Below are 14,001 nucleotides of genomic sequence, written 5' to 3' on the forward strand. Positions count from 1 at the left end.
TCACGGCTCGGCAGCGCGAGACGCCGCAAAGTCACGGCTCGCCGGCGCGGCACGGCTCATGGCTGGCGAATTCCAGAACGCCTTGTGCCAACTCAGCCCGCGCAATCCCGTCAGGTCGAGGTTGGCGCCCACCCCGCGTATTTACCCGTGGCGACCCAATTAGTGATGTCAACGGACCGGGTGGGCGGCAGCTCGAGTGCAGACGGGCTGATGACGATCGGCACGTTGGACGGGCGCGTCATTGTTCGGCCACTGGTGCAGCGGATGCTGTCGGTTCCGGCAACAGCGTGGGCGCGGGTGTCGGCGACGACGACGGTGTCGGCGACGACGGTGTGGGCGACGGCTCCCCCGGCGCCTCGACGAGCGGCCGCACCTGGGCGAACGGGAACGACGCGGGCGCTGCATCCGTTTGGTCGGCCGGTCCGACGTAGTCGTAGGTGTAGTCGATGTCCGCTGACTTCACCAGGCGCAGCGGGAACACGTTCCAGCCGCTGCCGCCCGGCACCAACAGACTCGGCACGACCAAGTCCTGCTCGCCGGCCGCATCAAGCTGGGGAAGGTTGTTTGCGTTGGCCGGGTCATTGACCACGTTGAGCGCGCGCCCATCCTGGTCGAACAGCTGCACGTCACGAAGCGGCTGACCATCGGCGTCATAGGCGAACAGGTTGGTCACCTCCTGGCCGTTTTGGAGGAGTCCCTGCGTGCTGTACGTGTCGTACTCCATATACGCGCTGGCCTGCGCGTTCGCCGCTTGATGCGCCGTGAGATTCAGCACCAACGGCAGCGCCAGGACCGCGCACACGCTGACCACGGTGCGAAACCGTGGGAGCCAGCGCCAGGGCAGCCACCGGCCGCGCCCCCACTGCACACTCAGAATCACGAAGGCGCAGAGCACAAGCCAACGCACGGGGTCGGTCGGCACCGTACTGATCGCGCCGCCCACAAAGATCTCTGCGACCGCGTAGACCACCCAGCCGCGCAGCACCCACCAGAGCGGGCGCAACACGAGCAGAAAGTCGAGTACCGCCGCACCGGCCGCGCTCGAGCGGATGCGCCGGGCCGCGTCCGCTCGCGCAGCACCGGCCCGGGCGCGCAGTCGGCGCCGCGCCGACACCCGAACCGTCGGCGTCGCTCCCCGCACGGGAAGCCCGGCCGCGCCGCGCAACTCGTCGGCGTAGGCGACCGGATCGCCGAGCTCGAAGTCTGGCGCAGCGGCACCAGCATCGGCATCATCGAAGTCAGCGGCCTGCTCCATCAGGTCGGCCTCCAGACCGTCAGTGAGGTCGTCGACATCGTCGGCCGGCAAATCGCTCAGGGCGGCCCGCACGGCCAGGGCAAAGTCGCGAATGGGCTGGGTGGTGGTGGCGGTGTCGCTCATGAGTTGTCGCCGATCGTGAGTAGGGTAACTGCGGGTTGCGGCCGTTCGAGCAGCCGGGTGAGGGTATCGGCGAAGTGAGTCCAGTTCGCACGTTGTTCGGCGAGCATGGCCCTGCCGTTCGCGTTCATTCCGTAGTACTTGCGGTGCGGTCCGCCGTCGGACGGCACGACGTAGCTCGACAGCGCCCCCGCGCTGTATAGCCGACGGAGTGTGCCGTAGACCGACGCGTCGCCGACCTCATCGAGCCCGGCGGCGCGCAACCGACGCACAATGTCATAGCCGTAGCCGTCGTCATCGACGATCACGGCCAAAACGGCCATATCGAGCACCCCCTTGAGTAACTGGGTGGTATCCATCGGTATCCCTTCGATCAGCACGAACCTTCAACGCACCCCACACTACTATGCAAACCGCACTACCGCGCCATCCGCAATTTCGAAAGCCCTCGTCGAGCCGTGAATTTCGGCCGCCGAGCCGTGAGCTCGCGGCTATTTCAGCGCTGAAATGGCGTCAAACTCACGGCCCGGGCGCGCAGCGCCCTCCAACGGCGGCGACCGGCTCATGACCGCCCGGACTAGACTCGCGCTTGGACAAAGATGTTATGCAGTGAACGAGCGGGGGCTCAATGAATTTCAGTAGTGCCGGTGGCAATAATTCACGCAGCGGTCAGCGCATACGCGCCATGGAGTCATCGAGGCGCCGGCAGACTACGGTGATCGCGCGTGCAGTGACAGTTGTGCTGTCCGCACTAGTGCTTTCTGGATGCGCTTCGCCCGCGCCGGCTGCCCCGGAAGCGAGCGTGGCACCAACGCAAGCCGACACAACGCCAACGCCAACGGCGGCGGCCGCGACCGTTTCGACCATCACGATGAGCGGTTCGCAGTTAGTGAGCGAGACGGCGACCGAACAGCCGCTCTCTAGCGTTGACTTTTCGGAGGGGACGGACGCCGCCGTGCTCTTCTTCACCGACGCACTGGCGACTTCGCCAGAGCATTCTACGGGCGAGATTGAGGCGTGCGGCAACGTGACGGCCCGCTATTCCTGGGGCGGCACCGCGCTCGTGCTCGATGTCTGGGAACCGGCTGGTTTTGTTGTCACCTTCAATGAGCCCAGCTTCAATGGCATCACCTTGGAAAGCAGCGGCAACTTCGCGGTCGGCGACAATGCCCAAGCCTTCTTCGATGCACTTCCCCCCGAGCAGGCTTTCGATGAGTACAACGACGGCTCTGGGCCCTTCGTCTACGACAAAGTAGCCGACGCCTCCCCCTGGGGCGAAAGCAACGCCTACGGAGGCGTCGCCCGTCTGGTGACCGGCGGAGAAGTCGTGAGCATCGTTGCGCCCGATACGACGCGCGCCTTCTACTGCTAAACCTGCTCGCCCTGCCGTGAATTTCGGCTCGGCCGGGGTTCAATCCTCTAGACGGTGGTTACCGGCTCGTGCCCGACCGGAAAGTTCATCGACGCGCCGATGAAGCATTCACGGGCAGCCTCGGCGTGCAACGACTGCGCGAACTCGACCTGCTCGGGATCCGTGATCGTCACGCGGGGGCGCAGGGTAACGGATACGAAACTGCCGCCGCCGCCCGGCCGCTGCCGCATGACGCCGACCGCGGAATCGGTGTACGCAACGACCGTGACCCCGTGGCGCACGGCCACGTGAAGGTACGACAACATGTGGCACTGGCTCAGCGCCGCGAGCAGCAGTTCCTCCGGGTTCCAGCGTTCGGCATTGCCGTGAAAGGTCGGATCACTCGACCCCTTGATGACGGCCTTGACCTCGGCACCCCTGCCGAGCGGAGTGATCGTGTGCTGCCGGCCGTACGCTCGGTAGTTGCTTGTGCCGGTGCCCTCGTTGCCGGTCCAGTCCACCCGAACCGCGTAATTGTGTTCGCCAAGCATGATTCCCCCTCGAAGGTGATCCAAAAATTGCCGTGTCGTACAGCAATTCTGACAGCACAACCGACGTCGCGGGGAATGCGGTCGGTAAAGTGGATTCATCATGACTGACACTCTTATTGACCCTGCCACCGTTTCCGCACCGACATACTCGGTCACGCAAGAACGAAAGATCGTGACCGCCATACCCGGTCCGATCTCGGCGGCGTTGCATAAGCGGCGCCGAGCGGTCGTCTCCGATGGCGTCAGTTCCATGCTTCCCGTCTACATCAAGAAGGCCAACGGGGCGATCGTCGTCGACGTTGACGGAAACCAATTCATCGACCTCGGCGCCGGAATCGGAGTGACCACGATCGGCCACACCGAGGCCAGTGTTGTCGCGGCGGCCGTCGAACAGTCCCAGGACTTCATTCACACACTCTTCACCGTCACGCCCTACGAAGAGTACGTGCGCGTCGCCGAGTTGCTCGCCGAGCACACCCCGGGGGATTTTGCGAAGAAGAGCGTGCTCATCAACTCCGGAGCCGAAGCCGTTGAGAATGGCGTGAAGATCGCCCGCAAATACACCGGCCGCCGCGCCGTCGCCGTGCTCGACCACGCGTACCACGGTCGCACGGTGCTGACCATGGCCATGAACTACAAGGCCATGCCCTACGCCACCGGCTACGGCCCGCTCGCGAGCGACGTGTACCACGCCCCTAGTTCCTACCCGTATCACGACGGCCTGACCGGTGCCGAAGCGGCCACCCGCACCATCGCCTACCTTGACAAGGTGATCGGAGCATCCGATCTGGCCTGCCTCGTCGTCGAACCCATCCAGGGCGAGGGCGGTTTCATGGTGCCAGCGGATGGCTACCTTCCCGCCCTCCAGGAATGGTGTACCGCCAACGGCGTCGTCATGATCGCCGATGAGATCCAGAGCGGCATGGCCCGAACGGGCAAGTACTTCGCGAGCGAGCACTTCGGCTGGATCCCCGACCTCGTGCTCAGCGCCAAGGGCATCGCCGGCGGTTTCCCGCTGGCTGCCGTCACCGGCCGCGCCGAGATCATGGATGCCTCGCAGCCCGGCGGCCTCGGCGGCACTTTCGGTGGCAACCCGGTATCCTGCGCCGCCGCCATTGCCGTGTTTGAGGCAATCGAGGCCAACAACCTGCTCGGCGAGGCAGCACGCATCGGGAAGTCTCTCACTGCGGGGCTGACCGCGCTGAAGAACAAGTACGACATCATCGGCGAGATTCGCGGACACGGCGCCATGATGGCGATCGAGCTCGTGCAGCCGGGCACGGGCGACACCACGAAAGCGCCGAACGCTGCCGCGGTGAGCGCCATCTCCACCTACGCCGGCCAAAACGGCGTTCTGCTGCTCACCGCAGGAACCTACGGCAACGTCCTGCGCTTCCTGCCGAGCCTGGCCCTGTCGGATGCTCTGATCGTCGATGCCCTCTCGGTGATCGACGATGCCATGGCCGCTCACGCTGCAGCGCTCACCGCGCCCACACACTGACGCCGTGACGGAAACTTTCACGGTCGACGACTCCGTCGAGCTCGCCGTCGTCGAGCGCAGCGGCTTCGTCGAATCCCGGCACGCCGGTTCGGCAATCGTGCTTGGCACCAATGGTGAGGTGTTGCGGGCGCTCGGCGACGTTACCAGCGCCGTCTTTCCACGTTCGGCGATGAAACCGTTCCAGGCTGTTGCGGTCATGGCCAGTGGCGCTGCCCTGCGGGGAGCGGATGCCGCCATCGCCACCGCCAGTCACAGCGGTACTGCCGCCCACGTCGAGCTCGTTCGCGGGCTCCTCTCCCGGGCCGGGGTGCCAGAGACGGCGCTCGCCTGCCCGGCGGCCTGGCCGATCGACTCCGCCGCCCGCGACACCCTCGTGCGCCTCGGCGCCAGCAAGGCACCGATTTATATGGAGTGCTCCGGCAAGCACGCGGCGATGCTCGTGGCGTGCCAGCAGAACGGCTGGGCCCTGGAGGGGTATCTGAACCCGGCGCATCCGTTACAAAAGCGCATTCTCGACGTGCTTGAACGCTTTACCGGCGAACGGCCGGTCGCGTCGGGCGTCGATGGGTGCGGCGCTCCGGTGCACGCGATCTCGCTTACCGGGCTGGCCCGCGGTATCGCCCGCATCAGTACGAGCAAGTCGAACTCACCCTTTGCGATCTACCGCGAGGCCGGTTTTCTGGCCGAAGCGGTGCGCGCAAATGGCTGGGTTGTGGCCGGACCCGGCCACTCCGACAGCATCGTGATCGATCGACTTGGCCTGTTCATGAAGGGGGGCGCCGAGGGCATCATGGTAGCCGCTGCCGAGAACGGCACCACCGTGGCGCTGAAGATTCTCGATGGCAATCTGCGCGCCGCCGCGGCGGTCGCGCTGAGCCTGCTGGCCGACGCTGGGGCAATCGCGCGAACGGATGTCGCTGAGCTGCTGCCAGACCTCGGCCTCACCGTGACCGGCGGAGGCCTGCCGGTCGGAGAAATTCGCGCCAGCTACGTCTAGCCGGTTCTGGGGGACGGCGCGATCACGTTGAGCGCGCCGGGCCTCACGCGTGCCCCGACCGGGAGCGGCCCGATACGGTCGCCGTCGGCGTAGGCCTCGACGGACCCGGCCGCGTCGATCGCCACCGCCCGCCCCGTCTGCACCGTAACCTCCGGTAGTTGCAGGTGGGTTCCGCTGTAGACCCGGCGCAGCGCCTTCAGCAGCCGCAGCCGTCCGGCCGCGCTAAAGATGACAATGTCCAGCAGGCCGTCGTCGAGCTGCGCCGAGGGCGCCACGTGCATGCCAGAACCGTAGTAGCCCGAATTCGCCACGATCACGGTGTGTGCATCGATGCTCTGGGCCATGCCGTCGATCACAATGCGATAATCGGTCGCCCGGTGGGTAGCGATCGCCCAGACGGCGGCTACGGGGTACTGCAGCCTGGTCGGCAATCGGTGAACCCGGTTGACGAGCGCTGACGTGAGCGAATCTATCCCGGCGTAGACGCTGCCCACCACGATCTGCCCCCTGACATCGATCACATCGACCGAACGCACCGATCCGGTCAGCAGCAGGTCGGCGACGGCAGCAAGGTCGTTCGGAATTCCCAGTTGCCGCGCAAAATCGTTGCCCCGACCCACCGGCACCAGGCCGAGGGTCGCGCCCGTCGCCACAACCGCGCCGGCCAGAGAACCGACCGTACCGTCCCCGCCGACGGCGACAACAATGTTGCCACGCCCGGCGGCTTCGGTCGCAACCTGGCAGCCGTGATCCGCGCTCTGGGTGTGAGTCACCGTGACTCGAGCACCGGCGTCACGCAGGTGCTGCGCAACCTGGAGACCCCGACCGGTGGCCGCGCGCTGGCCGGCCGCCGGGTTGACCAGCAGGTCGAAGTTTCTCATTAGGGTTGATCAGCTCAGCTTCACCAGTCGCCGCGCTTTCGCTGCCCCGGAGACTTGCACCGTCACGACCACGACCAGCGCGAGGATGAACACGGCCGAGGCGAGCACGTTAGCTTCGGCCGGAATGCCGCGCGCCGCCGAGATGTAGATGTACTTCGGAAAGGTCGTCACTGCCCCGGAGTTGAAGTTCGTGATGATGAAGTCGTCGAAGGACAACGCGAACGACAGCAGCGCGGCCGCCAGGATGCCGGGTAGGAGCAACGGAAACGTGATGCGCGCGAACACCTGCCAGGCGGAACCATACAGGTCGCGGCCCGCTTCCTCCAGCGCCGGGTCGAGGCTCGCAACGCGCGCCTTCACCGTGACCACCACAAAGCTGATGCAAAACATGGTGTGCGCGAGAATAATCGTCAGCATGTCCTTTGGCACACCGAGGGACAGAAACTGGGCAGCCAGGCCGGCGCCGAGCACGACCTCCGGGGTGGCCATCGGCAGAAACAGCAACAGGCTGGTCTGTGACCGAAACTTGAACCGGTAGCGCACGATGGCGATCGCGATCATGGTGCCGAGGGTGGTCGCTATGACCGTGGCCACGGCTCCGATGAACAGGCTGTTGCCAAAGGCCTGGCAGACGGCGCCGTTTTGTACGTTGCAGACATTGAGCCATTTGTCGAAGGTGAAACCGCGCCAGGTGATGTTCGATTTGAGAGAGTCGTTGAAGGAGTAGACGAAGGTGTAGCCGATGGGGATCATCAGGAACAGCAGTGCCAACCCGCTGTACACGGGCAGCAACCACTTACCGAGGGAGAGCTTCACAGCAGTTCCTCCGTTCCGGATCGTTTGACGTAGATACTGACAATCACGAGGATCACGGTCATCAGAATGATGGACAGGGCCGCTGCCGTGGGATAGTTCTGCAGCACGAGAAAGTTCGCTTCGATCACGTTTCCCATCATCTGAGTGCCGGTACCACCGAGAAAGTCCCGGCTGGCGTTGATATAGTCACCGGCCGCCGGAATGAAGGTGAGCAGGGTTCCCGCCACGATGCCGGGCATAGACAGCGGAATGGTGACCTTACGGAACACCTGGAACGGGCTCGCATAGAGGTCATTGCCAGCCTCCAGGTAGCGCACGTCGAGCCGTTCGAGCGTCGTGTACAACGGCAGGGTCATAAACGGTATGAAGTTGTAGGTCAGGCCAAAGATCACCGAGAAGGCGGTGCCGGTCACGTGGGCTTCCGGCCCCAGCAGGGACAGCGCTTTAAGCGACTGCACGACGAAGGACTCGTCGGAGAACAGCTGCTTCCAGGCCAGGGTGCGCAGCAGAAAGCTAATGAAGAACGGCGCGATCACGAGCACGAGCATGAGGCTCTGCAGCAGCGGCCACCTGCGAGCCTTCACACCGATGAAGTAGGCAAGCGGGTAGCTGATCAGCAATGCGAAAAACGTCGCGGCCAACGCGTAGCTGAATGACCGCACGATGTGCGGCCAGTAGGTCGTGACGACCTCGACGTAGTTCTGCCAGCGAAAGGCGTAGTCGTACTGGCCAATGTCGCCGAACTCTCGCGGTGCCTGGAACGACGTCAGCAGCAGCGACACGAGCGGCGTGAGAAAGAAGAGCACCAGATAGAGGATGCCCGGCAACAGCAGAAACAGCGCCACCGGGCTCCGACGCCGGGCGACCGGGTCGGTCGACGGCGCTGTGGTAGTCGAGAATGCGGCGAAGGCCATCGCTAGGCCCCCTCAAGCTCCGTGATCAGCGAGGACCGGCGCTGCCGGGCGATGGTCTTGGTATCGAGATCGGCTTCGAACCGCGGCGCATCGGCCGGATCGTCATCAAGCCCGAAGCCATGGTCGACATTCCAGCTGAGCCAGACCTGGGCTCCGACGTGCGCGGCCGGCCCGAAAGCCATGTTTTGGGCGAACACGACCAGGGTGCCCACTCCGGGCACGGCCACAAGGTACTGCGTGCTGACCCCGCTGAACGACACGTCGATGACCCTGCCCGGGCCTACCACGTTGCGGCCGGCATCGTGGATCGGCGCCTGGGCGTGCAGAGTGAGCTTTTCGGGACGCACGCCGATCGTGACCTCGCCCGAAACCCGGTGCGCACGCCCCAGGGGCACCACGATCTTCTGACCGGAGACTTCGACCGCTATGGCAGTGCTCGTGGTGGACACGACCGGGCCCGTGAACAGATTGGACTGGCCGAGAAAGTTCGCGACGAAGGCGGTCTTGGGCAGTTCGTAGAGCTGCTGCGGCTCCCCCATCTGCTCGATGCGGCCCTTGTTCATGACCGCGACGGTGTCGGCCATGGTCATGGCCTCTTCCTGGTCGTGGGTCACGTGCAGAAAGGTGAGGCCGACTTCTTCCTGGATGGTTTTCAACTCGAGCTGCATCTGACGCCGCAGCTTGAGGTCGAGAGCCCCGAGCGGCTCGTCGAGCAGCAGCAGCGCCGGCCGGTTGACGATGGCGCGAGCGAGGGCAACGCGTTGCTGCTGGCCGCCGGAAAGCTGCTGCGGTTTTCGGTGGGCGAGGTGGTCGAGTTCCACCAGAAGCAGGGCCTCGTGCGCTTTGGCGACCGGATCGCCGATCTTGCGTCGCCGCAGCCCGAACGCGACGTTTTCTAGAACGGTCATGTGGGGAAAGAGAGCGTAGCTCTGGAACACCGTGTTGACCGGGCGCTGGAAGGATTTCTGATTCGTCACATCCGCTCCCCCGATCAGGATGCGCCCGCTCGTGGGTTCCTCCAGCCCGGCGACCAGCCGCAGCGTCGTCGTCTTGCCGCAGCCAGAGGGGCCGAGCAGCGCGAAGAACGACCCTGCCGGAATGGTGAGGTTGAGATTTTCAATGGCGGTGAACCCGGGGAAACGTTTCTCGATGCCGACCAGCTCCAGGTCAGCTCCACGATCAGCGAACGCACCGACGGTCATTAGGCTGCACCCAGCAGGATCGCCTGGAATTGGGCATTGAAGGTCTGTTCCTCGGTGCCGTCGAGCCCCCGAAAGACATAGGCGTTGGCGAGGGTGGCGTCGTCGGGAAAGATCAGCTGATCTTCGGCCAGCGTCGGGTCGATGGCCATCATGGCTTCCTTGGCGCCAGCCACCGGGGTGATGTAGTTGACGTACGCGGCAACCTCAGCAGCGACGGCCGGGTCGTAGTAGTAGTTGATGAGTTCTTCGACATTCTTCTTGCCGGGCGACCCGATCGGCACCACGAAGTTGTCGTTCCAGAGGGTGCCGCCCTTTTCGGGAACGACGAAGCCCCACTTGTCGCCGTTTTCGGCGTTGAGCTGCACGATGTCGCCTGACCAGACGATCGCGGCCAGAGTGTCTTCGTTCGCGAGGTCCTCCTTATAGGAGTTGCCCTTGATGTTGCGAATCTGGCCGTCGGAGACCTGCTTCTTGAACTCGTCGATAGCGGCAGTGAATTCTTCCTCGCCCCACGTGCCGGAGATGTCGACGCCCTGGTCGAGCATGATCAGGCCCATTGTGTCTCGCATTTCGGAGAGCACCCCGACGCGGCCTTTGAGATCAGGGGCCCAGAGGTCTTCAACCGATTTGAGACCTTGCGGATACTTTTCCTTGTTCCAGGCCAGGCCGGCGAACCCACCCTGCCAGGGAACACTCATAGCCCGACCCGGATCGAAGTCGACGTCCTGCAGCGACGGCAGCAGATTGGCGAGGTTGGGAATGTTGGCATGGTCGAGTTCCTGGGTGTAACCGAATCTGATCATGCGGCTCACCATCCAGTCGGTCAGGCACGCGACATCTGCGCCGATGTCCTGGCCGAGGGCGAGCTGATCCTTCACCTTGCCGTAGTAGGAGTTGTTGTCGTCGACTGCTTCGGTGTACTTGACCGAGATGCCCGTCTGCGCCATGAAGGCGTCGAGGGTGGGGTAATTCCCGGCGTCATCGACGTCAATGTAGAGCGCCCAGTTGTCCCAGCGGATGGTCTTGTCGGTGGCCGAGGTGTCTGCGGCAGCGGTAGGTTTGGCCGCCGCTCCGGACGAGCACGCGGCGAGCGCGAGTGCCGTAGCACCAGCACCGGCACCGGCCAGCAGTGTGCGACGGCCCAGCTGCGCGCTCTGCGCCTGGCGAATAAGCTGGCGGATCATGGGATCGGCGGGCAACGGCTTGGACTTCATCATCGTTCTCCTAGCATTCTGGGCACGCACACGGTCGGCACTCGCTGCGTTGCGAGTTGGTCGATAATTGCACATATCGGTGGTAGAAGCACCTAAAAGAGGTCAAAACATTGATCTTGCAATCGTTCTGTCACGAAATCAGCACAAACTTGCACCATTCGCCCGTGAAATCGTCGGTGCGCCACGCTCGGGAGGTGGCGCTGCACAGATTGCTGCACTAGCCGTTGGCCGAGGTTCTGAGCTAGTCCGGCAACATCGCTCTGGTGACATCTCCGTCGGGGTGCAAAACCCAGACCCGTCCACGTCCGGGTGCCAGCGGAGGCGGCAGCTCCCGGCGATGACTAACCAGCCGAAAGTCCGACAGGCTGCAGCGGTCGAACACCAGGCTGGCCGCTCGATCGCTTGAAGTCGAACCACGAAGCCGTGCCAGCAACGTCCAGTGCACCTGCCAGGATTCGGCGTCACCGACGACAATCAGTTGACCGGCAGCATCCGCTTGGCCCACAGCGCCTGCTTCCAGCAGAGCGGATGCCGCCGGTGCGCTGGTTCCGGCAAGTTCCAGCACCGGGACACCCAGGACATTGCGCAGGCGGGTGGCCGTGCTCGTCGGCGACGATGACACGATCAGAAGCGTACCGCCAGCTGGTAGCGCATCGGGCACCACGACAGCAGGCATGACCAGGCCCGGAGTCGGCGCCAGCAGCTGCACGCGCAGGGTGCGCCACACTCCCCCACCCGGCGGCAGCGACGCGGTATAACCGGCCGATTGTCCCCCGGCCGCGAGGTGGTCCTGCACGCTCGGCAGTTTCAGCAGCAGGGTGCTCTGGCACAGTGCTGCCAGCCCGGGAACCACGCTCGTGTGCCGTTGCACGGCGACGACGACACGCACACCGGCGGCCGCTCCGTCCCGCAGCAGACCGACGAGCAGATCAACGGCTGCCAGCCGGTGGTCGGGCTGCCAGCGGGCGCAGACGGAATCAAAATCGTCGAACAATATCAACCGAGGCGCCGCCGAAGTCTGTTGCCCGGTTTCCACGCGGGCGCTCAGAGTCGTCAGCGCATCCCAAACAGACTCCACGTCGGCCGTGACCAGCTGGGTCTCGACCCGATGTTCGGCCACCCGGGTGAGCGTGTGCAGCAGGGCTGATTTACCCGAACCCGCCCCGCCGACCACCAACAGGTGCCCATCGCGGTCGGGGTCGTAGGCGAACACACAATACCGCTGGCGCTCGGGTTCGTCGAGCAACCCGAGCGGATACCCCGTCGCCGACGATTCCCCCACGGTCGCCGCCTCCAGATCGAGCTCGGTCACAATCGGCGGCAGCGCATCGAGCCATGGACGTCTGGGAACGTATCCGGATGACGTTGACAGTAGCGCCGTAGCGATGCTCGCAATGTCGAGTTCTCCGGTCGTTGCGACCTGGCAGAGCACCGGTTCTCCGGCTTCCGTGGCGACCAAACACCGGCCGGGCTCATTCGGTGCCAACCCGGCCGCAGCATCCGTGCCGATCACGGCCTGGCTGTCGGCCCGGTTGTTCACCCGCAGCGACAGGCGCAGACTGCAGTTAGCCAGCAGCGCGTCGCGCACGACCCCGGCCGGCCGTTGGGTACACAGAATCAGGTGTACTCCGAGCGACCGTCCCCTGGCGGCAATGTCCACAAAGAGGGCGTGTAGCTCGGGAAACAGCGCGAGCATGGTCGCGAATTCATCGATGACGATGACCAACCGGGGAAGCGGATGCTCCAGGCGCGCGTCGGTCACGTCCCGCGCCCCTGCCGCACTCAGCATGCGCTCCCGGTAACGCAGTTCGGCACCCAGACTGACGAGAGCCCGAGTAGCTGCGTTCGAGTCGAGGTCGGTAATGAGTCCGACGCAGTGCGGCAGTCGAGCAAGCGGTTGAAAGGCCGCGCCGCCCTTGAAATCGACCAGGAGAAAGTTCACCTGCCGCGGCGAATACGTCGCGGCCAGCGCGGCAACCCAGGTGGTCAAAAGCTCGCTCTTGCCGCTGCCGGTAGTTCCACCGACCACGGCGTGAGGTCCGGACTGCACCAGGTCAAGGCACACCGGCCCGTCTCGGCCCACTCCGATCGGGCAGGCGAGGCTCGGCGGGGCCATTGACCGGTCCATCGTCGCAGCATCGGTGACGTGGTCGAGCAGTTGCATGACCGGGACCATGGCCGGGATCGCTCCCATCGTGCTCACGAGGCCTGCGGACTTGGCCTGCTCGTCGAGTGCCACCGCAAAATTGACGGCTTCGGCTCTGGCGAGAAGCTCCGGACAGAAATCCAGAGGGGGCGCCCGATTCGGCGAGCGAATAATCTGTGCCCGTGCTGGGCCATTCACACGCACGACCGTTCCGCAGCCCGGCGGCAAGTCTTCGAGCCGCATCGCCAGGGCGAGCAACAGCCGCCCGCTTTCTGGTTCCCCACGGCGCGGATCGGTGGTGCTGATGGCGTTGGTCGTCGTCGTGGTTCGCAGCTGGAGTGTAACCCGGCGCGGCGGTGGCGCCGCGTGCGGCAGCTCTGCCACCCAGTCCCAGTCGGTGGACTCGGCATCGCTGGGGGCGGCGACACCCAAGTCGGTCGGCGGCACCGCGAAAGCGACCTGCACGACAACGGCGCGGCCGAGGGCTGCCGCGAGCGGCACCGGCCCGACGATACCAAGCCCCTGGGCCAGGTCGACGACGATGGGGGCGCCGGTGACTGTTGCTGCCCACTCCCGCAGTTGCCGGTTATCGTTCGGGGCGCTCCCTCCGCCGAGTCGGATGCCGCTCGGGGCCGGGCCGACGCCCAGCGAGACGAGCGTGCCATCCGTTTGTCGCCAACGCGCGGCCGCCGCACGCCCGAGCACAATGTTTCTCGCCGAAGGCGTATGCCGCCAGGCTTCATCGCGCCAGCGGGTGTGACGTTCGGTGATCATCAAACGCAGCACCGCCACGGCGTCGCCGTGCGAGGCCGTCTCAGCTCGGCGGCGTTTACGGCCCGTACGTTTCGAGTCGAACATGCTGGCCACCGCGATGATCGGGCTGAGAACGGCGAAAATCAGCGCGAAGGCCGAGCCGGTGATCATCCAGATCATTCCAGCAGCGACCAGGGGCGCCACCGTGGCAAGCAGGGGAAACCCCGCGGGCGGCGCAGCGGCCGGCGCGGGCGGCAGCGCGAGGGTTTCATCGACGGCGGACACCCCACCAGCAGACCC

General features: G+C 65.0%; 12 protein-coding genes. 3 read left to right on the forward strand and 9 right to left on the reverse strand.

What is annotated here, in order from left to right; all coding sequences use genetic code 11:
- Positions 1–238: 238 nt before the first annotated feature.
- Both E3T39_RS10705 and E3T39_RS10710 read right to left on the reverse strand, forming a co-directional pair.
- Positions 239–1,378 (reverse strand): hypothetical protein, encoded by a 1,140-nt coding sequence (locus tag E3T39_RS10705; protein ID WP_134515134.1) that lies wholly within the window; start codon positions 1,376–1,378, stop codon positions 239–241.
- Positions 1,375–1,734, reverse strand: a complete 360-nt coding sequence (locus tag E3T39_RS10710) for a PadR family transcriptional regulator (RefSeq protein ID WP_134515136.1) — start codon at positions 1,732–1,734, stop codon at positions 1,375–1,377. The genes E3T39_RS10705 and E3T39_RS10710 overlap by 4 nt, the downstream gene beginning before the upstream one ends.
- Positions 1,735–2,177: 443 nt before the next feature.
- Here E3T39_RS10710 and E3T39_RS10715 point away from each other — a divergent pair, with 443 nt between their 5' ends.
- Positions 2,178–2,747: a hypothetical protein gene (locus tag E3T39_RS10715; protein ID WP_134515138.1), complete on the forward strand. Its 570-nt coding sequence runs from the start codon at positions 2,178–2,180 to the stop codon at positions 2,745–2,747.
- 47 nt (positions 2,748–2,794) lie between these two features.
- Here the strand turns inward: E3T39_RS10715 and E3T39_RS10720 are convergent, their stop codons facing one another.
- Positions 2,795–3,280, reverse strand: coding sequence for an OsmC family protein (locus tag E3T39_RS10720; protein ID WP_420898160.1), 486 nt, complete (start codon positions 3,278–3,280; stop codon positions 2,795–2,797).
- A 97-nt stretch (positions 3,281–3,377) separates the two neighbouring features.
- Here E3T39_RS10720 and gabT point away from each other — a divergent pair, with 97 nt between their 5' ends.
- Entirely contained in the window at positions 3,378–4,778 is a 1,401-nt protein-coding gene (gabT, locus tag E3T39_RS10725; RefSeq protein WP_134515142.1) for a 4-aminobutyrate--2-oxoglutarate transaminase, read from the forward strand.
- A gap of 4 nt (positions 4,779–4,782) precedes the next feature.
- Positions 4,783–5,775: an asparaginase gene (locus tag E3T39_RS10730; RefSeq protein WP_241979656.1), complete on the forward strand. Its 993-nt coding sequence runs from the start codon at positions 4,783–4,785 to the stop codon at positions 5,773–5,775.
- On the opposite strand, the gene E3T39_RS10735 is transcribed toward E3T39_RS10730, so the two are convergent.
- The 6 genes from E3T39_RS10735 to E3T39_RS10760 form a co-directional block, all read right to left on the reverse strand.
- Positions 5,772–6,656, reverse strand: a complete 885-nt coding sequence (locus tag E3T39_RS10735) for a diacylglycerol/lipid kinase family protein (protein ID WP_198416118.1) — start codon at positions 6,654–6,656, stop codon at positions 5,772–5,774. The two genes, E3T39_RS10730 and E3T39_RS10735, sit on opposite strands and share 4 nt — an antisense overlap.
- 9 nt (positions 6,657–6,665) lie before the next feature.
- A complete protein-coding gene (locus E3T39_RS10740; protein WP_174845118.1) occupies positions 6,666–7,472 on the reverse strand; it encodes an ABC transporter permease in 807 nt (268 codons plus the stop codon).
- Positions 7,469–8,386 carry an ABC transporter permease gene (locus E3T39_RS10745; RefSeq protein ID WP_134515145.1) on the reverse strand — a complete coding sequence of 306 codons (918 nt, stop codon included), beginning with the start codon at positions 8,384–8,386 and terminating at the stop codon, positions 7,469–7,471. The genes E3T39_RS10740 and E3T39_RS10745 overlap by 4 nt, the downstream gene beginning before the upstream one ends.
- 2 nt (positions 8,387–8,388) lie before the next feature.
- Positions 8,389–9,588: an ABC transporter ATP-binding protein gene (locus E3T39_RS10750; protein WP_134515147.1), complete on the reverse strand. Its 1,200-nt coding sequence runs from the start codon at positions 9,586–9,588 to the stop codon at positions 8,389–8,391.
- Complete coding sequence (locus E3T39_RS10755) at positions 9,588–10,802, reverse strand: ABC transporter substrate-binding protein (protein WP_134515777.1); 1,215 nt, start codon at positions 10,800–10,802, stop codon at positions 9,588–9,590. Before E3T39_RS10755 ends, E3T39_RS10750 begins: the two co-directional genes overlap by 1 nt.
- A gap of 241 nt (positions 10,803–11,043) precedes the next feature.
- On the reverse strand, positions 11,044–13,986 hold the full coding sequence (locus E3T39_RS10760; RefSeq protein ID WP_134515149.1) for an FtsK/SpoIIIE domain-containing protein: 2,943 nt from the start codon (positions 13,984–13,986) through the stop codon (positions 11,044–11,046).
- Positions 13,987–14,001: the final 15 nt, after the last annotated feature.

This window comes from Cryobacterium suzukii, from assembly GCF_004403185.1.
Lineage (GTDB): Bacteria > Actinomycetota > Actinomycetes > Actinomycetales > Microbacteriaceae > Cryobacterium > Cryobacterium suzukii.

What these genes read in the sequence shown, in the direction of transcription:
- E3T39_RS10705 (WP_134515134.1), bottom strand. Translation starts at nt 1,378, where the DNA reads ATGAGCGACACCGCCACCACCACCCAGCCCATTCGCGACTTTGCCCTG.
- E3T39_RS10710 (WP_134515136.1), bottom strand. Translation starts at nt 1,734, where the DNA reads ATGGATACCACCCAGTTACTCAAGGGGGTGCTCGATATGGCCGTTTTG.
- gabT (WP_134515142.1), top strand. Translation starts at nt 3,378, where the DNA reads ATGACTGACACTCTTATTGACCCTGCCACCGTTTCCGCACCGACATAC.
- E3T39_RS10735 (WP_198416118.1), bottom strand. Translation starts at nt 6,656, where the DNA reads ATGAGAAACTTCGACCTGCTGGTCAACCCGGCGGCCGGCCAGCGCGCG.
- E3T39_RS10745 (WP_134515145.1), bottom strand. Translation starts at nt 8,386, where the DNA reads ATGGCCTTCGCCGCATTCTCGACTACCACAGCGCCGTCGACCGACCCG.
- E3T39_RS10750 (WP_134515147.1), bottom strand. Translation starts at nt 9,588, where the DNA reads ATGACCGTCGGTGCGTTCGCTGATCGTGGAGCTGACCTGGAGCTGGTC.
- E3T39_RS10755 (WP_134515777.1), bottom strand. Translation starts at nt 10,802, where the DNA reads ATGAAGTCCAAGCCGTTGCCCGCCGATCCCATGATCCGCCAGCTTATT.